The following is a 20,179-nucleotide window of genomic DNA, read 5'->3' as shown; positions in this document are numbered from 1 at the left end:
CTACGGCAGGGGGACGGGCTCGACGTCGTTGGCGCGGTCCAGCGGCGGGGATCCGTTCGTTGGCGCGCGCAACTCGTCGAGGCGGACCATCACCACTCCACCGACGATCAACAGTCCACCGAGGAGCTGGATCGGTCCGGGCAGCTCACCGAGCATCAGCCAGGAAGCCAGCACCGCGAACATCACCTCGGTGAGCCCCACAAAGGAAGCCACCTTCGACCCGAGCTGGCGGGCCGCAAGAATGCCCGTGAAGTAGGCCACCACAGTGGAGATCAGCACTAGCCCCAGCACGGGCACCAGCCAACTGGTTTCCCACCCGGCCAGGGTCACGTCGCGGAACTCAAAGGTGAAGGGCATGACGCCCACGAGCCCCAGCCCCCCGATGGCCACAGCTCCGGCCACCATTCCGCCGCCGGCCATCACCAGGGGCGGCAGGGCGTCGTTGGCTCGGGCGGACATCAAGAAGAACACCGCAAGGCAGACCGCCGCGGCAAGTCCGTAGAGGACGCCGATCGGGTCGAGGCGTTCGTCGGCGGTCAGGTCCAGCACCAGGAGGAGCCCGATCATGGCGGTTACCGAACCGGCGGCGGTGAGACGGCGCGGGGTCCGACGGCTGCGGGCCCACAGCCAGCCGACAATGAGCACCGGCGCCAGATATTCCAGGAGTAGGGAAACCCCGACGGACATCCGCTGCACGGCGCTGAAATAGAAGAACTGGCAGAGCGCAATCGCTGTGACACCGTAGATGATCAGGGTCAGCGCGCTGCCGCGCAGGGTTGTCCACCGCCCCCGCAGGGCGATCAGAACCGGGACCAGCAACACGAGGGCCGCCCCGCCGATGCGCACACCCACTGCTGCACCCGGACTCCACCCAATCTCCAGCAGGGACTTGGCGAACGGCCCGGATACGCCAAACGTGGCCGCCGAGATGACCGCGAACCCCAGGCCCGCTGCTGCACCGTTCTTCATGCCTACTCCTCCGCCCACATTAGTGTCATGACCAAAATATGTTTATGGTAGTGACAGTAGCCCCGAGCCCTGTCAGGAGTCAACATGACCTTTGCCTATGACACAGAAATTGCGCTGATCTCCGCCGCCGCGCTCATCAACACGGGAAAGGAGGATCCGGATCAGTTGACCACGTTGGCGGACCTGGACCGTTTCCTCACCGAGCAGGACTTCTCCGGGTCGCGTGCCCGGACATCCGCCGAGCTCGCAGCGGTGGTGCGGTTGAGGGCGGAACTTGAAGAGGTCTGGACCTCCTCCGAGGACGACGCCGTCGCGCGCGTCAATCGGATCCTGAGTGACGCGAAGGCCCTCCCCCGGCTGGTCCGCCACGATCACTGGGACTGGCACCTGCACGCCACCGATCCCGAGGCTCCGCTCGAAGACCGGATGGCCACCGAGGCGGCGATGGCGCTGATCGATGTCATCAGGACCCACGAAATGGACCGGCTGCGGATCTGTGCGGCCGACGACTGCAGCGCCGTCGTGCTCGACCTGAGCCGAAACCGCTCAAAGCGGTACTGCGATACGGGGAACTGCGCCAACCGCGCGCACGTCAAGGCGTATCGCGCCCGGAAAGCGGTGGCCGGCTAGACCCACGTACGCGACAGGCACAGAAAAGTGGTGCACCCGCACGTGAGTGGTTACCCAACAGCGCTTCTGCGGTCCAGCCACTATTCCTGGCCGGGGGAGGTCCGGGTAGCCCGGGGTTAGGCCCCGCTGATGCCGAACAAGCCGATAATGAGCGCCATCACCAAATAGGTGACCAGTTCGTGGGCGCAATTCAGGAGGGTGAGTCCGGCCGGCCGGCCCTCGAACGCGTCGTGGGTAATAAACCGGGAGGCGGTGAACCCGGCCCACAGGATCACTGCGGTAATCAAGGTATTGAGCAGGAAATTTCCGCCGTAAAAGTCCTGGGCGATCGCGGCACCACCGGCCAGCACCCACGCGCTGATCAGACTGACCACCACAGTGATGAGGATGGGCTTGATGGCGTCCCTGGAATCGCCGCTCACGTCGACCTTAGCGACCCTCGTCCAGTAGTTGCCGAACACCTTGGGCGTGTACCAGATGGTGCCGACGACCAAGGTGGACAGGGTAGCGACAAGCACCGCCCAGATGTTGATTTCCGGGATCATGCTGCGCCTCTTCCTGGGTCGGAATACTCGGGTCAGCTGAAAGTCTAGACCGGCTCACGTCAGGAATATGCTGCCACTGCGAAAAAAGGGGCGAAAAGAAGGCTACGGCCGCTAGTGGGTGCTGTCCGACCCGCCGCGGGGTGTCCCTTTGGGGTTTCCTTCCTTATCGACGTTCCCCGCGCCGCCGGGGATCTTCGACGATGACCGGTTGATTCCGGTCCCTTTACCAAGGTGGTCAGCGTTCGGCTTCTCGGTCATCATGAGCATGGCGCAGACCACCAGTGCGGCGATGAAAGCAATTCCCGCGGCGGTGAGGCCAAGGTCAACCCTCAGTTCCCGGGTGCCGCCACCAGTGGAGACGATCATCGCCACGATGCCGGCGACCGCCGCGAGGACGGCTGAGAAGATGAGGGGGCCTTTGACGCCCCTGACCGATTTGGACACTGTTACTCCTTGGGAAAATTGCAGCTGCAGACTCTTCTACCAGGGGTAGAAAGACTGCTTCTCCTAGTTTACGGGGTGGGCGGAGCTTACTGGGGCCGCGTGATCCACGTCATGCCGGTATCCGAGGGCGGCAATCGCCAGGACGACGGCGCTGATCACTGCCCCGCCTCCGGTAACGCCCAGCAGGGCGTGGGCTCCCGCATCCTCAAAAAGGGGGAGCAACAATCCGGTAGCAATACTCACGGCCCCGACAGTGATCAGGTCCTTCCCAGCAACGGCGGTACGACGCTGCCGGATCCCCACGTAGAGGTCCACCGCACCGGCGATCACCAGGACGAGCGCCACAACCTGGGCGAACATGGCATCGGTATGGATCCATAAGTTGAGCACACCACCGGAGAGCAGGAAGCCTGGGGCAATCCACACCACCCACCGGTCGGTGCTCCCGCGAAGGTCCATCGCCTGTTCCATCCAGACCGCAGACACGGCCAGCCCAAGCAGGTACAGTCCGCCGGCCACCGACGCGACCTGCACCGACGGTTGCGTCCAGAAGATGGTTAGAGCCCCGAATATTGCAGCTACAGCGGCCCGGAACAGCAGGGGCGGCCAGACGGCTGCTGCTTGGTCCAGTGGGTTGTGAGGCGGCTGGACCGTCACATCGTGTGGTGCGGCAACCATTGCGCAAAACCTCCGATTCGAAACGGGCTGATTACTTCAGTCCAGACCACCCAGTTTATCCCCGCGACAGAAGCCCGCGACAGTACCACAACCCGCGAGCCCAGGGCCTGTTTGTCCGGGCGACGTCAAGGTTAGTGAGCGCCGATCATCATCCAGCGATCGTTGCGCACCCGCCACGCCAGGGTCAGGGCCCGCGCCGCCATGTAGCCAACACCGAACGCCAGCCAGAGCCAGACAATTCCGGCCGGTCCGTTGAGCCCGGCGTCGAAGACCCAGCCCAGCAGCGGCACGTACAGCAGGAGATTGACGACGCCGGCGATCGCCAGATAGCGGGCGTCGCCAGCACCGATGAGGACGCCGTCCAACACGAACACCAGCCCGCACACGGGTTGGGACACTGCGAGTACAAAAAGCCCACCAGCGAGCGCTGACTGCACGTCCTGATCGGTAGTGAAGATCCAGCCGACGAACGGTGCTGCCAGGGCCAGCAGGGCGCCGGTGATCAGACCGAACCCCAGACCCCACCGGATCATCCTCCGAGTCAACGCGTGAGCCAGCGGCTTGTCGCCCGCGCCGAGCTCCTTGCCGATGAGGGCCTGCGCGGCGATGGCCAGGGCATCGAGCGCGAAGGCCAGAAAAATGAAGATAGTCATCACCAACTGGTGTGCGGCAAGGGAGACTGAGCCTTGAGAAGTCGCGACATACACAGTCGCAAGAATCGCGACCCGCAGACTCATGGTCCGCAGCATCAACCAGGAACCCACCCTCGCCGTCGCCCGTAGACCCTGCCAGGACAGCCGCAGCGGAACCCTGTGTGTGCGTGAGAGCCGGACCACAATGACCAGGTAGACGGCTGCCATCCCGCACTGGGTAATACTGGTCCCCAAAGCGGACCCAGCAACCGAGAGTTCCAGCCCATAGACCAGCAGAAAATTCAGCCCAATGTTCACGGCAAACCCGACGCCGGCCACCAGCAACGGCGTCTTGGTGTCCTGCAGGCCACGAAGCACCCCGGTGGCGGCGAGCACCACCAGCATCGCGGTGAGTCCGGGCATGGAGTAGCGCAGGTAGTCGACGGCGAAGGTGTGGACCTGCCCTTCCGCGCCCATCAGCGATGCGAGTCCGGGTGCAAGGATCCAGCCGATTGTGGAGAGCAGCACTCCCAGGACCAGGGCCAGGCCGATACCGTCGAGGCCTGCAGCCACCGCGTCCGGGATCCGTCCGGCACCCAGGAATCTCGCCACGGCGGGCGTGGTGGAGTAGGCGAGGAAAACCATGAGCCCGACGGCGGTGTGCAGCACCGTGGACGCGAGGCCCACTCCTGCCAACTCGTCAACACCCAGGTGCCCCACGATGGCCGAGTCGGCCAGCAGAAACAAGGGTTCGGCTATCAGGGCGCCAAGCGCTGGGACGGCGAGGTGCAGGATGCGCCGGCTCAACTCGCGGGTATCAGGGACGGTGGTGCTCACCATGCCACCCTATGCCTAGCTCCCGACGGTCTGCGGGCGGGCCGGGGGGACGTCCGCTAGGCTGAAGAGTGAGGCACGACGGCGCACAGGGAGCACACATGAAAAAGGAAATCTGGTTCTCTATCGGAGGTCTGGTCGCGTTCTTCATGAGCACCCTCTTCATTCCGCAAGGTATCTCGGATTTTGCGCGTGCCGCTGCCCTTGACGAACCGGTGCCGTCGGGTGCCGGGTTGACCCTCGGCATTGGTGCGCTGCTGATTGTTGCTGCGATCACGCTGCTGGCGAGCGGCTACGCGATCCGGCGCAAGAGTCTCAACACCACCGGCCAGAAGCGGGATTAGATTCCCTGCTCCACCATTTCCAGCAGGCGCTGCGCGGCGGTGAGCCGCGACCCGGCGTCGAGTCCCCTCAGCGGGCCGTCGATCACCAGCATGGCCAGCCCATGCACTGCGGACCAAGCCACGAACTCGGCCCCCGGACGCCGGCTGGCCTCCAGCACCCCGCTGTCCACCAGGTCGTCGAGGGCATCGGATAGCAGCTGGAACGGCGTCCTGCCGTGGGGCCCCGCCGACTCTTCGACGGCCGCATCCCTCAGATCCACGTGATTCGCGAACGCCGTCCTGAACAGTCCCGGCTCGGCCTGGGCGAATCGAAGGTAGCCGGAGCCCACCGCGCGCAGCTTCGCCTGGGCGAGTGCCGCGGCGTTGTGGGGGCCGTCGTCGTCAGCGCCGCCAGCGCTGTCGTTACGATCAGTAAGGGCTGATTGCTCCTCCTCCATGGCCGCCGCAAGCCGGGACTGCGCGGCGGCGGAGACGGCGCGCAGCAGCGCACCCTTGTCAGCAAAATGGCGGTAGGCGGCGTTCGGCGTCACCCCGGCCCGGCGGGTCACCTCGCGGAGAACGACGGCGGCCGGCCCACCCTCGCGTGCCAGCTCGGTTCCCGCCTCGACCAAAGCCCGTCGCAGGTCACCGTGACGGTACGTGGTGCGTGGGGTCGACTGCTCTGCCACGGGTTCCTGGCCTGTCCTCAGCTGCGGGAAGTGAACACTGTCCACAAGTGTGTCACGGGGTGGGCCAAGCGTGGGAGTGCAGTTCGTTCGTCAAGTTGGTGCGGGCTGCGTCCAGCCAGCGGAGCTGTCCAGACGCAGTGCGGAATAGTGGGTCCATCGCCAGGAGACGGCGGACGACGTCGGCCCGGCCGGTAGCGAAATCCGGGTCCGACACGTGGGAGTATTCTTTCCGCACGGCGGCCACATACTGCCCATATCCGCGCATCGGCCGTCCTAGAACGGCCAGGTCCGCGTCGCACAGGAGATCACCCGCCCGGTCCCCCGGCTGCGGACGATGCGATGCCGTGAGCAGGATCAGCCGCACCACCTCGGCCGCCTCGGGAGCGGGCACCAGCCCCGCCAGCAACTCGTCGGCCAGAGCCGCCGAAGCGCGTTCGTCCGTTCCGGCGGAGCCCTCATAGACGGCGTCGTGAAACCAGGCGGCGAGCCGGACCCGTCGCCGCAGGTTGTCATCGTCGCCCGGGGCGAATAGGAGGTCAAGCGCCTCAAGCACGTCGAGGAGATGGGAGGGGGTGTGGTAATTCCGGTGCGTCTCGGACCATCGGTCCATGAGTTGTTCGCCCAGCCCAGGTTCCGCGGGCAGCACGACGTTCCACCGGGCGAGGAGGGTCCGCCGCAGCCGCTGCGTCCGCTGCCGGGCCGGAATCCGCAGGCCGCTGCCAATGAGAATACGGACCAGGGTGCCGCAGTCCACTTCGCGCGCGCCAAGAGTCACCAGTTGGCTGTAGCGGCGGACTGGAACGTCATAGTGGTCGCCATCGAACGCCCGCTCTGGAATCCCCGCCGCCACGGCGAAGGCGTGGAGTTCAGCGACCGACAGGTCGGAGATCAGGTGGGAGAATTCGGTCCCATGCGCAGGCCAGAGCGGGGGGTCGATGTAGATGGCCATCGCCCCAGCCTACCGGCGGACAGTGAACCATCCGCGGTATTGACACCACTTTTCCTTGATGTGACATCATAGTGGTGTCACTATGATGGAATGGAATTAGGACAGTACGTCAGCGACCTGCAACGCCACTTGGCGGACACTTCGGAGAGCGGCTCCGAGGACACCCGCGCGGTGGCCGAACGGCTCGCTGTCGGACTTGATGCAGCGACACGGCTCGTGTTGCTGGACGCCTTGTCGGCGGCAGCCAGCGAGATCACCCGGGACCTGGCCCCGGGCTCCGTTGACCTTCGGCTTCGAGGCCGCGAGGTGGAGTTTGTCATCACCCTGCCCACCGTCGACGCCGAGGCGGACGACTCGCCGGCCGTTGCCGTGGAAGAGGATGACGCCAGCACCTCCCGCACCACCCTTCGGTTACCCGACGCCCTTAAAGCGCGGGTCGATGACGCTGCAGTGGCCGACGGGTTGTCAGTCAACGCCTGGTTGGTGCGCGCCGTGGCTGCTGCGCTTCAACCCAGGCAACGTCGGTCAGCGCAACGCGTCCTGCGCACCGGCGACAACTTCGCTGGCTGGGCGCGCTAACCTCGCAGCCCTCCACCTTCACCGACCACGCGGGCCCGCGGGCCCGCGGGGTAACTCAACCACGCCCATCATCGGGAGCACACCAGCATGCCTACCTACTCCACCCCCTCCGCCATTGACCTCGCCGTCGACCTGCAGATCGGCCTGCTCGACGTCGTCGCCAGCGACCGTGCCGACACCGTGGTCACCGTGTCTGCGACCAACCCAGACAAGGCTGTAGACCGCCGGGGCGCCGACGAGACCACCATCGACTTCGACGGCGCCCGTCTTACGGTCAATGGCCCAAAACCCCGCTTCAGTGTGATCGGGTCCAACGAATCGGTCGACCTGCTGATCGAACTGCCTTCCGGGTCCAGGCTCACCGCCAAAGTGGCGATGGGCGGTGTCCACACCATCGGCCGGCTCGGCGCCACCCGGATCAAGAACTCGATGGGCCCGGTCGACCTCGATGCCACCGGCGACCTGTGGCTCCGCGCCGGTCACGGCAACGCGGTGGTCGGATCCGTCGGTGGCGGAGCCGAGATCACTGCCGACCACGGCCAGATCCGGGTCGGCACCATCAGAGGAGATTCGATCCTGAAGGCGTCCCATGGGGCGATCTCCGTCGGCGAGTCGGGCGGTGAACTGGACGCGAAGCTCTCCTATGGGGACCTCGACCTCACCCGCGCGCTCGGCTCGGTGACCGCCAAAACCGCTTACGGCAGCATCACCCTGGGCGAGATTTCGAGCGGCAGCGTCGCGGTGGAGAGCGCCTTCGGGCAGGTCACCATCGGGGTGCGGGCCGGGGTCGCCGCCTGGCTCGATCTTGCGTCGAAACGGGGCCACGTCCGCAATGAGCTCTCCGGCGACCGGGCACCCGCCCCGTCAGAGCCCACCGTCGCCGTCCGCGCCCGACTCGACGGCGGCAACATTTCCATCCAGTGCGCCCGATAGCCCGGGTGTCTCCATTGGAGGCAACCCGGCTACCGCTCGGTACGGAGTTCTGGTGAGATCCCGGTCTGGCCCCTGGCTGTTACGCCGTGATCGCTACCGCCGGGCATGCCTGGGCGATGGCAGTTTATGAGCGGAAGTTGGTGCGCTCGATCCCGGTGGAGGCTTCCGAAGCTACGAGGATACGTCTATACAGGATTTCGCGGCTGTGCCATTGTTTACAGTGTTCACATCAGTTATCTACTGAACCGAGGACCTTATGACGACAACACTCCTGGCCATCGGCACCAAAAAAGGCCTGTGGCTCGCGACCAGCACCGACCGGCAAACCTGGAAGCTATCTGAACCGCACTTCCTGATGCAGGAAGTAGCCAGCGTGGGCATCGATACCCGTGCAGGGCGCACCAGGATCCTAGTGGGGGTGCTCTCCTATCACTGGGGTCCCACCGTGGTCTACTCCGATGATCTGGGTGCCACTTGGTCCGAACCCGAGCAGGGGGCCATCAAATTCTCCGACGGCGATAAAGCCGCCGTCGAGCGGATCTGGCAGCTCCAACCCGATTCCGCAGGTCGCCCCGGGGTTGTCTGGGCGGGCTGCGAACCCATTTCGGTCTGGAAATCGACTGACTACGGAGAGCACTTTGAACTGAACCGCGGGTTATGGGACCACCCACACCGCTCCGAATGGGGTGCGGGGTTCGGAGGCGCGGCAGCCCACTCAGTAGTTCCGAGCCCCGCCGATGACACCGTCCATGTGGCCATGAGCACCGGAGGCGTGTACCGGTCCGACGACGGCGGCACCTCCTGGGCACCGCGAAACAAGGGCATTTCGGCATACTTCATGCCCGATCCCAACCCCGAATTCGGTCAATGCGTCCACAAGATCGCCCGGGATTCGGTTGAACCCAACCGGCTGTACGCGCAGAACCATCACGGCGTCTACCGGTCCGACAATGGCGCCGAAACCTGGGAATCCATCGCCGAGGGGCTACCCGCCGACTTCGGTTTCGTGATGCTCGCCCACCCAAACCGGACCGGCACCGCCTGGGTGATTCCCCTGAAAGCCGACAGCGAACGCATCCCACCCGACGCCAAACTGGCCGTGCACCGCACCGACGACGCCGGCGCCTCCTGGACCCGCCTCGATCACGGCCTACCCGAAGGCGAGTACAACGCTGTGCTGCGGGACGCGGCCGGGGTGGACACGCACGAACCGGTCGGAGTGTACTTCGGCACCCGCGGCGGGACCGTCTACGCGAGCGCCGACGAGGGCGCCACGTTCGCTGAGGTCACCTCCCACCTGCCGGACGTACTGTGCGTCCGGGCAGCCGCCGTCGTCGGCTCCTAAATGGAGACTCCCGCCAACGACGTAACAGTCCTCATTCCCACCCTGCTGCGACCGTTGATCGGGGACAGGGCACGGGTGTCCGTGGCGACGGCTACAGCGGCCCCGTTGGCCGAAATTCTTGACGATCTGCACCACGGGTATCCGGTATTTGCCCGCCGCATCCGTGACGAGACCGGTGCGCTGCGCCGATACGTCAACGTGTACGTTGACGGGGAAGACGTGCGACGGCTGGCGGGACTCTCGACCCCGGTTCCGCCCGGCGCCGAGGTGATGATCGTGCAATCGGTCGCTGGTGGGTAGCCAGCAGGTGAGGTGCTGACGTCGATGCTGTCGACGCGGCTCTTGCAGCGATCCGCGAGCCTGAGCGGGCCTGTCTGGAGCGTGTCATGGCCCTGGCCCGGGCGGTGGCTCCCGGCGCCGTGGCAGGGGTCAGCTACGGGAGAAGCGACTTACCCTGGTTTAGGCTGTGCAGGTAACCTCACCCCACCAGCAGGGAGCCGCACCTCCGATGACCACCTCGTCCGGCCGAACTAACCAGGCTGGCGGAAGACTGCGTTCCGCCGCCGACGCCCTGAGGACCCAGTTGTGGCCGCTACCCGTCTTCGCCGTAGTGGTGGCTATCGGATTGGGAATCTGGTTGCCCATGGTCGATGCCGCTGTTGGCGACAACCTGCCTGAGGGGGTATCCAATCTCCTGATCGGCGGCGGCCCCGATGCCGCGCGGGCCATCCTGGAGGCGACTGCTGGATCACTGATCACCGCTACCTCGTTGACGTTCTCCCTGACCGTGGTCACCCTGCAGTTGGCCAGCAGCCAATTTTCCCCCCGCCTCCTGCGAACCTTCACCGGCGATCGAGTGGTGCACGCCACGCTGGCCCTGTTCCTCGGCACCTTCGCCTACGCGCTGACGGTGCTGCGGACGGTTCGCTCGGGGTACGACGGTGAAGAACCATTTGTTCCTCACCTGGCGGTGACACTCGCCTTCCTCCTCGCGATTGGGAGCATCATTGGGCTGGTGTTCTTCCTGGCTCACCTGGCCCGGGAAATTCGGGCTGAAACCATCATGCGCAAGGTTCACAACGACACGGCGGACACCATCGAGCGGGCCTACCCGGACCGAGGCGGATCCACCAGCCCGGTGCTACCAGAGGCTCCCGATTCCGCCGTGTTGATCGACGCATCTCGGTCCGGATTCCTGACCGGGATCGACGAGAAGCGACTCCTCGCCGCTGCGATCGAGCACCAGGCAATTGTGAGAGTTGACTCTCAGGTCGGGTCTTCACTTGTCAGGGGAATTCCCGCTGCCGTCGGCTGGGTGCGCAGCGGCGGGCCGAGCATGGCTCAAGAGTCGTTGGAACGATTCCGGAAGGACTTCGCAGCCACCTTCACCATCGGATTCGAGCGAACTGCGGTGCAGGATGTCGCCTTCGGATTCCGGCAACTCATCGACGTCGCGGCCAAGGCCTTGTCCCCGGGCATCAATGATCCGACAACTGCCATCCACGTGCTCGGCCACATGTCGGCCCTGTTGTGCGATCTCGCGCAACGCGACCTTGGAGCGCGGATACTGCGCGACGACGACGGCCAGGTCCGGGTGATTCTTCACCGACCGGACTTTGCCGCGCTCCTGAACATCACCCTTGACCAGCCGGTCCTTTATGGGAGTTCCGACCCGGCAGTGATTGATCGGGTTCTTAGTCTGCTGCAGGAGGTTGCGTGGCACGCCGCTGAGGAGGATCAGGCCGCCATCCGGGAGCAGCTGCACCGGGTCACGGCCGCAATCCGGCAGGGGTCCCATCCACCGGCGATACTTGGGCACCTCGACCAGCGGGCTGGGGATGTCGAGTGCGCCCTCAGTGGCGTGTGGGCGCCGAGGGCACCTGTAACTGGCGACCACGCGCCGCCGGGGTTAACCAGGGTCTAGAACCCGCCGCCTCCGCCGTCAACAGCCATGTTGTTGAACCTCGAGTAATGGCCCTGGAACCCGACGACGATGGTCTTCGTGGGGCCGTTACGGTGTTTTGCCACGATCACGTCGGCTTCTCCGGCGCGCGGGGATTCCTTATCGTAGACGTCGTCGCGGTGCAGCAGAATCACCATGTCGGCGTCCTGCTCGATCGAACCACTCTCACGGAGGTCGGACACCATTGGGCGTTTGTCGGTGCGCTGCTCGGAACCACGGTTGAGCTGTGAGAGAGCCACCACTGGCACGTTGAGCTCTTTCGCCAGTAGCTTCAGCGCACGGGAGAATTCGGAGACCTCCTGCTGGCGCGACTCGACGCGCTTGCCCGAGGACATCAGCTGCAGGTAATCCAGGACCACCAGCTTGAGGTCGTGGCGTTGCTTCAACCTCCGGCACTTGGCCCTGATCTCCATCAGTGACATGTTGGGGCTGTCATCGATGAACAGGGGCGCGTCATTCATCCGACCCATAGTGGTGGCAATCTTGCCCCACTGCTCGTCCTTGATGGTGCCCTTCCGCAGATCCTGCAGCCCAATCGTCGCCTCGGCGGACAGCAGGCGCATCGCAATCTCGTTGCGGCCCATTTCCAGGGAGAAAAACACGGTGGTCAGGTTGTGCTTGATCGCTGCCGACCGGGCCCAGTCCAGGGCGAAGGTCGACTTGCCCATCGCTGGTCGTGCCGCGACAACGATCATCTGCCCGCCGTGCAGGCCCTGGGTCAGTTCGTCGAGTTCAAAGAACCCGGTGGGCACACCAGACATGCCCTCCCCCCGATGACCAGCCGATTCGATCTCGTCGACGGTGCTCTCGATAATGTCCTTCAACGCGACGTAGTCCTCGGCGCTGCGTCGCTCGGCGACCGCATACACCTCGGCCTGGGCGGCGTTGACGATGTCATCCACTTCACCATCGTTGGAGTAGCCCAGTTGGACGATCTTCGTGCCGGCATTCACGAGACGGCGCAGCACCGCCCGCTCGCGGACAATCTCCGCGTAGAAACCGGCGTTTGCAGCAGTGGGCACGGACTGGATCAGGGTGTGAAGGTAGGCCGGACCTCCGATCCGCGAAATTTCTCCCCGTTTGGTGAGTTCATCGGACACGGTGACGGCGTCGGCAGGTTCTCCGCGGCCATAGAGGTCGATGACGGCCTCGTAGATGCTCTCATGGGCGGGACGGTAGAAGTCCACGCCCCGCAACACCTCGACGCAGTCGGCGATGGCATCCTTGGAGAGCATCATTCCGCCGAGCACTGACTGTTCGGCAACCAGATCCTGCGGCGGGGTTCGGGTGAACTCCGGGGACCGGGTGTCCTCCTTTGAATCTGCGTGCGTGAGGGACACCGCTGCACTCTCTCTTCCAGTTACCTACCCCGGGAACCAGCTCCGACGGATCGTCGTGGTTGGTCGTATCCGGCCTGATAACTGAGGTCTATCACCCGGCACTGACAGTTTTAGCGTCTGGGATACTCCGCCACGGTAGTGCCGAAGCTGCATCTTGCCAAGCGCGTAATCCACAGGCCCTGTGGATTGGCTGTGGATAACGCGGCGTGTCTTGTGCACAGGATGGGGACAACGGTGTGGATAACGGAATACTTATCCAGCTACTACAGCTCTGACCTGCGGATATACCCTGAAGGACCTGTGGAGTAAATGTTTCCGCTACCTAACGTTCATGCTTTACTTGCGTGTTGACAGATGCTCTTTGAGGGCCTACGGAACGAGTTATTCACCTGCTATCCACAGCCATGGCGCCCAATCCGTGACGCATCGCGCATGCCCTTTGGGCCCTCCGACCGGCCTATATACCGACGACTGCACCCTCATCTGCCCCTCCGGCCGATGTATGCGCGAACAGGAATGTTCGGTTGTCTCTGTCTTCGCTCGGCCGGAGGACAATCCCGGCGTGACGTAGGCGGTGAGATACTTGTGGCCAACCAGACCCGTGGCATCCGACGACGAACCGAGGGGAGCGAATGGACCTGCAACTTCTTGCCGTGGGAGTGCTGTCCGGCGTGCTATTGGCAGGCGGCGCGGTCAGTTATATCTCTCGCCCGGACCGGGGATCACTAGACGGCGCCCCAATGGCCCCGCTGGCTCCGCCGGTCCCGGACGCAGCGCAGCCAGTTCGGCCCGCGCCGTCAGTGCCACCTTCGGCTCGACTATCACTGCAAGCCACCACCGGGCCCTCACCAGCTTCTGCAACGACGCCCGCACCGGCCGGCGCCGCCCAGGGCGCTCCCGCGCCGCCCCCAGAGCGCCCGCACCCACCGCCGACGCAGGAGGGCGCCGACGCCCTGAGGGAGGCTCTCCGCGCCAATCAGCTTGCGATGCGGGATCCGCATCAGAGCACACTGGACCGCGTCCAGGCGCTGATGACCAGCCCGGGGTTCGCACTCCACGTGGCGGACCAGGCGGACCGACCGGCCCAGACGACGAACTAGGAAAAGCCCCCGGACAGCAAAAGGGACCCCCGCACTGAGCGGGAGTCCCCTGAGCCGTGCTCGAAACGAGCGTCGAAACTAGTTGGCGACGACGTTCAGGTCGATTACTGCTGAGACGTCGTCGTGCAGACGGACGTTCGCCTGGTAGGTGCCGACCGACTTGATGTGGGCGGGCAGTTCTACCTTGCGCTTGTCGATGGTGCCAAGGCCGGCGGCCTCGACGGCCTTCGCCACGTCTTCAGCCTTGACGGTGCCGAATAGGCGTCCGGACTCGCCAGCCTTGACGGTCAACTGGACCGGCTTGGCGGAGAGAGCAGCTGCCTGCTTCTGGGCGTCCTCGAGCGTTGAGTGCTCGCGTGCGACGCGGGCAGCCTTGATCGACTCGACCTGCTTCTCGCCGCCCTTGGTCCAGGTGAGGGCGAAACCGCGGGGAAGAAGGAAGTTACGTGCGTAACCGTTCTTGACCTCGACAATGTCGCCTGCAGCACCAAGACCGGTTACTTCATGGGTCAGAATGAGCTTTGCCATTGGGTTGGGTTCCTTTCCTTAACCGCGGCCTGCGCCGGAGTACGGCAGGAGGGCAACTTCACGGGCATTCTTGATTGCCTGCGCAATTTTGCGCTGCTCCTGCACGGTGACACCGGTGACGCGGCGGGCACGGATCTTTCCGCGGTCGGAAATGAACTTACGCAGCAACGCTACGTCCTTGTAGTCGATGACTGTGACGTCAGCGGCCTTCAGGGGATTGGACTTTGGTTTGGGCTTACGAAGTTCAGCCTTAGCCATCGTGGTGCTCCTTATGTCTGGTGGAGCCCGCAGAACGATTCTGCGGGATGGGAACTACTTGACGGGTTGCCGCTACCGAAAGCGGAGCGGTCCTGCCGATAAAGAAGGGTTAGAAGGGAGGCTCGGACGAGTCCGGGCCGTTGCCCCAGCCGGAGGAATTACCCCCGGAGGAGTTGCCTCCTGCGGGTGCACCCCACGGATCGTCAGCCGGCTGCTGCGCCTGCTGACCACCCTGCTGGCCGCCACCCCAACCTGAGTTGGAGTTGTTTCCGCCACTACTGTTGCCGCCACTGTTGCCGCCGAAACCACCACCGCCGCCACCGCCTGAGCGCTGGGTGCGAGTGACCTTGGCTGACGCGTAGCGCAGGGATGGACCGATCTCGTCCACCTCAAGTTCCATGACGGTGCGCTTTTCGCCTTCTTTGGTGTCGTACGAGCGTGACTTGAGACGACCCTGAGCGACGACGCGGGTTCCCTTGGTCAGGGTTTCCGCAACGTTCTCTGCCGCTTCACGCCATACCGACGCGCGAAGGAACAGCGTTTCGCCGTCCTTCCACTCGTTGGACTGGCGGTCGAAGGTCCGCGGCGTCGACGCAATGGTGAAATTAGCCACGGCCGAGCCTGACGGGGTGAAACGAAGTTCGGGATCGCTGGTGAGATTACCGACGACCGTAATGAGAGTCTCGCCTGCCATGGTGCCTCCTACTGTCACAGCCCACCGTGGTGGGCCTGGTCCTAAACTGTGAAGCCAAGCCGAAACTATTCGGCGGTGACCTTCTGCTCCTCGGGACGGATGATCTTGGTACGCATGATCGTCTCGTTGAGGCTCAGCTGGCGGTCAAGTTCGGCAGCGATCGCCGGAGTTGCGGTGAAGTTGACTACAGCGTAGAAACCTTCAGCCTTCTTCTTGATTTCGTAGGCCAGGCGACGACGTCCCCACAGGTCTACCTTGTCGACGGTGCCGCCGCCATTGCGGACGACATTCAGGAACTTGTCGAGCGAAGGCTCAACGGTACGTTCCTCGACATCGGGGTCGATGATTACCATCAATTCATATGCACGCATTTGTGAACCCACCTCCTCTGGGCTAAACGGTCACGGTCTTTCCGTAACAGGAGGTTCTGTTTGCGTTGGCCTGCCTGACGCCTGGTTCCCCTTCCGGGCACCGGCGTCAGCACAGCCTTAGCAATAATACCGGAGATTCGGGGTCCGGCCGAACCGTGTGGATAACTCGCTATGCGGGGGACGTGAAGAACAGTTCAGCAACACGAGCCAGCCGGTGGGGGTCCTCGATTCCGCACAGTTCACGAGCGGAGTGCATAGAGAGCAGGGGCGTTCCGACGTCGATGGTCCTGATTCCGAGCCGGGTGGCGGTCAGCGGACCGATGGTCGACCCGCACGGCATCACGTTGCTGGAGACGAACTCCTGGTACGGCACCTGCGCTTCACCGCACAATCGTGCCCAGTACGCGGCACCTGGCGCGTCGGTGGTGTACCGCTGGTTGGCGTTGATCTTCAGGAGCGGACCGCCGCCGAGGATGGGGCGGTTCACCGGGTCGTGGCGTTCGGCGTAGTTGGGGTGCACCGCATGGCCCGCGTCGGCTGACACGCAGAACGAGCCGGCCAACGCCCTCCGACGTTCTTCGGCACCTGCGCCCAGCCCACCCGAGATCCGGTGCAGTACGTCTTCGAGGAACGGTCCGCTGGCCCCGGACCGGGAAGCGCTGCCGACCTCCTCATGGTCAAAGGCGGCCAGCACGGCGATCGGCCCATCTGCAGCCGCCGCGGTTCCAGCGGCGATCAGAGCAGCCAGTCCGGCGTGCACCGAGGACAGGTTATCGAGTCGGCCGGCCGCAAAGAAGGCACCGTCGGCGCCAAAAACCTGACCCTGCTGAGTGTCCGCGACGACCACGTCGTACCCACCGACGTCGGCCGCAGCAACGCCTGCCGAATCCGCCAACAGTTCCAGGAGGTCGGCATCACGCGGATCGCCAACCCCCCAGACAGGATTCATGTGCTGCTGCTTGTCCAGCGCCAGCCCGTCGTTGACTGCGCGGTCCAGATGAATGGCGAGCTGAGGGAACCGCAGGAGGGGCGCCGTCGACACCAGGTGCTCGACGCCGTCGTAGGTCACCAGCCGGCCAGCGAGCGCCAGTTCACGGTCCAGCCAGGAGTTGAGCAGCGGCCCACCATAGATTTCGACGCCGGCCTGCAGCCAGCCGTGCCGCCCGGTCGTCGGCTTGGGCTTGAGTTTGAATCCCGGCGAATCGGTATGCGCACCCAGGATGTGGAAACCCGTGATGGGGGTGGCGTTGGTGGGAGTCACCCAGGCTATCAAAGCGCCGTCACGAACCACGAGGAACTTGCCCGCCTCCGCGATCCACGCGTCGGTTTCGTGTAGCCGGACAAAACCGGCGGCCTCCAGCCGGGCGGCGCCCTCGGCCGCGGCGTGGAAACTGGAGGGTGAAGCGCCGATGTAGGCGCCGAGATCGGTGATGTGCTGGAGGGCGGTCATGGAAGTGAGCCTACCAACCTCAGTAATCCTGCCCCTGGCTGGGCACCACCAGACCCGATTCGTAGGCGTAGACCACTGCCTGCACCCGGTCCCGGAGGTGTAGCTTGGTGAAGATCCGCCGCACATGGGTCTTCACTGTGGCCTCGGAGAGGAAGAATTTGTGCGCCAGTTCGGCGTTGGAGGGTCCCTCGGCGATGGCTCCCAGCACCTCCAGTTCCCGGGGAGTCAGGTCATCCAACAGGGGGTCGGGCGGTGGTGGAGCCGCCTGGGGTCGCAGCGCCCGAACATAGGTTTCCAGCAGACGGCGGGTCACCCGCGGCGCCACCACGGCGTCCCCACTAGCGACCACCCGTACCGCGTGGACCAGCTCATCCGGGCCGACATCCTTGAGGAGAAAGGCCGAGGCGCCGGCCTGAAGACCCGCGAAGGCATACTCGTCAATATCGAAAGTGGTCAGGATGATGATGCGGGAACAGGAGCCCGACGCGGTGATCAGCCGGGTCGCTTCGATCCCGTCCATAATCGGCATCCTGACGTCCATCAACACGACGTCGGGGGTGAGAGCGGCAGCGAGCCGTACCCCCTCGGCGCCGTTGGACGCTTCGCCGACAATCTCGACGCCGTCCTCGCCCTCAAGGATGAGCCGGAACCCCATCCGCAGCAGAGGCTGGTCGTCGACGAGGAGGATTCTGATCGGCGCGCTGTCGGCGCGCTCATCTAGTGGCGACTCCTCGGAGGTTGTTCCCTCAGACGTTGCGGACACTGGGCGTTCCCCTCTCGCTAGCTTGTTGGTCCTCGGGGATCATCAGGCGTGCATCAACAACCCACCCGCCGTCGGGTCCCGGCCCACAGGCAACAGTCCCGGCGTAGATGGAGGCCCGCTGCTGCATTCCGGCAATCCCCTGCCCCGACCCAACCGAGGCCACCGGGCCCATACTGCCGCGGCCGTCGTCGGACACCCGGACTGTGACCAGAGCGCCAGTACGCGCGATCGCCACATCGACGGTGGTCACGCTTTTACCGTAGCGCAGCACGTTGGTCAGGGATTCCTGGATGATGCGGTACATGGTGAGCTGGAAGGCCGGGTTATCGGGCAAGCCCGGACCTGAGAGCCCCAACCGGATGGGCAAACCTGCCACCCGGAATCCGTCAAGAAGGGTCGATAGTGATCCGACCGCCGGTAGGGGCTCACGGGGCGCAGCGTCGGGGCTCCTGCCCAGCACCCCGAGCACCCGGCGCATATCGGCGAGGGCCGTCCGTCCGCTGGCCGAGAGTTCGTCAAGCACCTCCCGGGCGCGCTCCTGATCCCGCTTCATCACGACGGCGGCCCCATCGGAGAGCGCGATCATCACGGACAGGGAGTGCGCGACGACGTCGTGCATCTCCCGGGCGATCCTGTTGCGTTCAGTCGCGGACGCCAGTTCGGCGTTGCGGATGGCCCAGTCGCGGAGCGCCGTCTCATGCTGTCGGTCACGACGGGTCGTGACTCCGAACCCGATCGCGAGGAAGTACCACATCAAAACGAAACCCATCACGATCCAGATGAGATACGGAGCCTCGTCGACGAACAGTGCGTCAACGAACCACAGGGGCGCAATCGAAAACAGCGCCGCTCCGGCCAGGGCCCAGAGTGCAATGCGGAAAGGATGCCGCACGGCCACTGCGTACAGTGCAAACCACACGCCGATTCCCACGCTGGCCTGACCCTCCGAGGTGAAGAGGCTCATCCACTCAAGCCCCACCAGCACACCCAGGACGGTCAACGGGCGGTCCCGGCGCCAGAAGAGGACCACGCCCGCCGTGAGCACGGGAATCAGGGCCACCCACTGATCGGACGTGACGGTGGCGGTAATCGCTTGCGGCAGGCTGGTGGCGAGGTAGATCAGGATCACCAGGGCGTCGGTCACCCGTGGATGGCCCCGGAAATAGCGGCGGAACGGGCCGAGTCGTTTCGCGTTGAGCTCGGTGAAGGAGACGGCGGCCGTTCGCTCCGCCGCCCCCTCCACCAAGGCTTTTTCACTCATTGAGTGAGCTTATCGGTCAGTTGTTGACCGGCTGGTTACACGTCCCGCTTCTTGGTAACCAGCAGGGACAGCACCAGCAGCACCAGGGCCCAGGCGCCGAGCACCAGGGCACCCTGCCACTGGTCGAGTGCACCGTCGGCAATGGTGATGGCCACCATCTGTTCACCGGCGCTGCTGGGCAGGAAGCGGGCGGCGTCGGGGACCCAGTCGGCGATACCCGCCAGCAGGGTGGCAACGAGGATCGGGAAGATCAGGAGCAAGCCGATCGTGGTGACCACGCCGCCGGCCGTGTTGCGGAGCAGGGTTCCAATCGACATGGCGATCACGGCCATCAGCGCGAGCACCGAACCGGTGTTGATGATGTGCATCAGCACACCCTCGTCACCCAGCCCGAACTCAAGTTCTGACGGAGCCAGGATTGGCTGCGCGATGAGGTAGCTGATCAGCGCGGAGGCGGAGCCAACGACGAACGCCACGACGGCGAATACCGACTGCTTGGCGAGGAGGGCAGGGATACGTTTTGGTACTGCCACCATTGTGGAGCGAATCATTCCCGTACCCCACTCGGAGGCGATCAGGACAACCCCAAGCGAGCCAATCAGGAGCTGGCCGAAGATCAGCCCGGAGCCCGGAATTGTATTGGTGATTGACGCGGCGTCCGGAGCCCCCTGCACCTGGGCAGCCGTCTCAGGGTCGCCCTGGAAATCCAGGAGCACGGTTGTCTGCCAAGCGAAAAGCGCTGCCAGACCAATCATCACCACCACGGTGATGGACAGCATGATGACTGTCGATGGGACGGTGACTAACTTGATCCATTCTGACTTCAGGGTTCGCATGAAGTTCACGCCACTACCCTCGGGTTCGCGGCGCGGGGGCACTGTGACTGCTGTCTGAGACATGG

At 64.6% G+C, this 20,179-nt stretch carries 24 protein-coding genes; 8 read left to right on the top strand and 16 right to left on the bottom strand.

The genetic code is table 11. The features are described from left to right. Positions 1-969, bottom strand: coding sequence for an EamA family transporter (locus tag ACX80O_RS05220; protein ID WP_459332763.1), 969 nt, complete (start codon positions 967-969; stop codon positions 1-3). A gap of 84 nt (positions 970-1,053) precedes the next feature. On the opposite strand from ACX80O_RS05220, the gene ACX80O_RS05215 reads away from it, so the two are divergent. Then, positions 1,054-1,599 (top strand): CGNR zinc finger domain-containing protein, encoded by a 546-nt coding sequence (locus ACX80O_RS05215; protein ID WP_459307541.1) that lies wholly within the window; start codon positions 1,054-1,056, stop codon positions 1,597-1,599. A 116-nt stretch (positions 1,600-1,715) separates the two neighbouring features. Here ACX80O_RS05215 and ACX80O_RS05210 read toward each other — a convergent pair whose 3' ends face one another. The 4 genes from ACX80O_RS05210 to ACX80O_RS05195 form a co-directional block, all read right to left on the bottom strand. After that, a complete protein-coding gene (locus ACX80O_RS05210; RefSeq protein WP_459307540.1) occupies positions 1,716-2,144 on the bottom strand; it encodes a DUF1761 domain-containing protein in 429 nt (142 codons plus the stop codon). A gap of 111 nt (positions 2,145-2,255) precedes the next feature. Next, on the bottom strand, positions 2,256-2,588 hold the full coding sequence (locus ACX80O_RS05205) for a hypothetical protein (protein ID WP_459307538.1): 333 nt from the start codon (positions 2,586-2,588) through the stop codon (positions 2,256-2,258). Positions 2,589-2,651: 63 nt separating this feature from the next. Beyond that, positions 2,652-3,266: a hypothetical protein gene (locus tag ACX80O_RS05200; protein ID WP_459332762.1), complete on the bottom strand. Its 615-nt coding sequence runs from the start codon at positions 3,264-3,266 to the stop codon at positions 2,652-2,654. Positions 3,267-3,397: 131 nt separating this feature from the next. Then, positions 3,398-4,738, bottom strand: coding sequence for an MATE family efflux transporter (locus ACX80O_RS05195; protein ID WP_459332761.1), 1,341 nt, complete (start codon positions 4,736-4,738; stop codon positions 3,398-3,400). Positions 4,739-4,833: 95 nt separating this feature from the next. Between ACX80O_RS05195 and ACX80O_RS05190 the strand changes: the two genes are divergently transcribed. Then, on the top strand, positions 4,834-5,076 hold the full coding sequence (locus tag ACX80O_RS05190) for a hypothetical protein (RefSeq protein ID WP_459307535.1): 243 nt from the start codon (positions 4,834-4,836) through the stop codon (positions 5,074-5,076). Here ACX80O_RS05190 and ACX80O_RS05185 read toward each other — a convergent pair. Further along, positions 5,073-5,744, bottom strand: a complete 672-nt coding sequence (locus ACX80O_RS05185) for a TetR/AcrR family transcriptional regulator (protein WP_459307534.1) — start codon at positions 5,742-5,744, stop codon at positions 5,073-5,075. The two genes, ACX80O_RS05190 and ACX80O_RS05185, sit on opposite strands and share 4 nt — an antisense overlap. A 52-nt stretch (positions 5,745-5,796) precedes the next feature. Beyond that, a complete protein-coding gene (locus ACX80O_RS05180; RefSeq protein WP_459307533.1) occupies positions 5,797-6,693 on the bottom strand; it encodes a DUF4031 domain-containing protein in 897 nt (298 codons plus the stop codon). A 90-nt stretch (positions 6,694-6,783) separates the two neighbouring features. On the opposite strand from ACX80O_RS05180, the gene ACX80O_RS05175 reads away from it, so the two are divergent. From ACX80O_RS05175 to ACX80O_RS05155, 5 genes are all read left to right on the top strand, one after another. Then, entirely contained in the window at positions 6,784-7,272 is a 489-nt protein-coding gene (locus ACX80O_RS05175; RefSeq protein WP_459332760.1) for a histidine kinase, read from the top strand. Positions 7,273-7,359: 87 nt separating this feature from the next. Then, positions 7,360-8,205 carry a DUF4097 family beta strand repeat-containing protein gene (locus ACX80O_RS05170; protein WP_459332759.1) on the top strand — a complete coding sequence of 282 codons (846 nt, stop codon included), beginning with the start codon at positions 7,360-7,362 and terminating at the stop codon, positions 8,203-8,205. Positions 8,206-8,461: 256 nt separating this feature from the next. Then, positions 8,462-9,550, top strand: coding sequence for a WD40/YVTN/BNR-like repeat-containing protein (locus ACX80O_RS05165; protein ID WP_459307530.1), 1,089 nt, complete (start codon positions 8,462-8,464; stop codon positions 9,548-9,550). Next, the gene (locus ACX80O_RS05160) at positions 9,551-9,850 is read left to right on the top strand and encodes a MoaD/ThiS family protein (protein WP_459307529.1); all 300 of its coding nucleotides are present in this window, start codon (positions 9,551-9,553) and stop codon (positions 9,848-9,850) included. Positions 9,851-10,058: 208 nt separating this feature from the next. Continuing rightward, positions 10,059-11,474, top strand: coding sequence for a DUF2254 domain-containing protein (locus tag ACX80O_RS05155; RefSeq protein ID WP_459332758.1), 1,416 nt, complete (start codon positions 10,059-10,061; stop codon positions 11,472-11,474). On the opposite strand, the gene dnaB is transcribed toward ACX80O_RS05155, so the two are convergent. Then, a complete protein-coding gene (gene dnaB / locus ACX80O_RS05150; RefSeq protein ID WP_459307527.1) occupies positions 11,471-12,853 on the bottom strand; it encodes a replicative DNA helicase in 1,383 nt (460 codons plus the stop codon). The two genes, ACX80O_RS05155 and dnaB, sit on opposite strands and share 4 nt — an antisense overlap. A 632-nt stretch (positions 12,854-13,485) precedes the next feature. Here dnaB and ACX80O_RS05145 point away from each other — a divergent pair. Continuing rightward, positions 13,486-13,953, top strand: coding sequence for a hypothetical protein (locus ACX80O_RS05145; RefSeq protein WP_459332757.1), 468 nt, complete (start codon positions 13,486-13,488; stop codon positions 13,951-13,953). 78 nt (positions 13,954-14,031) lie between these two features. Here the strand turns inward: ACX80O_RS05145 and rplI are convergent, their stop codons facing one another. The 8 genes from rplI to ACX80O_RS05105 all read right to left on the bottom strand — a co-directional run bounded on the left by rplI (position 14,032) and on the right by ACX80O_RS05105 (position 20,177). Further along, positions 14,032-14,481, bottom strand: coding sequence for a 50S ribosomal protein L9 (gene rplI / locus ACX80O_RS05140; protein ID WP_459258485.1), 450 nt, complete (start codon positions 14,479-14,481; stop codon positions 14,032-14,034). A gap of 18 nt (positions 14,482-14,499) precedes the next feature. Next, positions 14,500-14,739, bottom strand: a complete 240-nt coding sequence (rpsR, locus tag ACX80O_RS05135; RefSeq protein WP_005273147.1) for a 30S ribosomal protein S18 — start codon at positions 14,737-14,739, stop codon at positions 14,500-14,502. Between the two features lie 109 nt (positions 14,740-14,848). Beyond that, positions 14,849-15,433: a single-stranded DNA-binding protein gene (locus ACX80O_RS05130; protein WP_459307525.1), complete on the bottom strand. Its 585-nt coding sequence runs from the start codon at positions 15,431-15,433 to the stop codon at positions 14,849-14,851. Between the two features lie 65 nt (positions 15,434-15,498). Then, positions 15,499-15,804 carry a 30S ribosomal protein S6 gene (gene rpsF / locus ACX80O_RS05125; RefSeq protein WP_459258486.1) on the bottom strand — a complete coding sequence of 102 codons (306 nt, stop codon included), beginning with the start codon at positions 15,802-15,804 and terminating at the stop codon, positions 15,499-15,501. Positions 15,805-15,973: 169 nt separating this feature from the next. Next, a complete protein-coding gene (locus tag ACX80O_RS05120; RefSeq protein WP_459307524.1) occupies positions 15,974-17,254 on the bottom strand; it encodes a M18 family aminopeptidase in 1,281 nt (426 codons plus the stop codon). Between the two features lie 19 nt (positions 17,255-17,273). Beyond that, positions 17,274-17,948: a response regulator gene (locus ACX80O_RS05115; protein ID WP_459332815.1), complete on the bottom strand. Its 675-nt coding sequence runs from the start codon at positions 17,946-17,948 to the stop codon at positions 17,274-17,276. Between the two features lie 52 nt (positions 17,949-18,000). Further along, a complete protein-coding gene (locus ACX80O_RS05110) occupies positions 18,001-19,278 on the bottom strand; it encodes a sensor histidine kinase (protein ID WP_459332756.1) in 1,278 nt (425 codons plus the stop codon). Positions 19,279-19,313: 35 nt separating this feature from the next. Continuing rightward, entirely contained in the window at positions 19,314-20,177 is an 864-nt protein-coding gene (locus ACX80O_RS05105; RefSeq protein WP_459332755.1) for an ABC transporter permease subunit, read from the bottom strand. Positions 20,178-20,179: the final 2 nt, after the last annotated feature.

The organism is Arthrobacter glycogeni (genome assembly GCF_054511155.1).
This window is presented reverse-complemented; position numbering and strand designations above follow the sequence as displayed.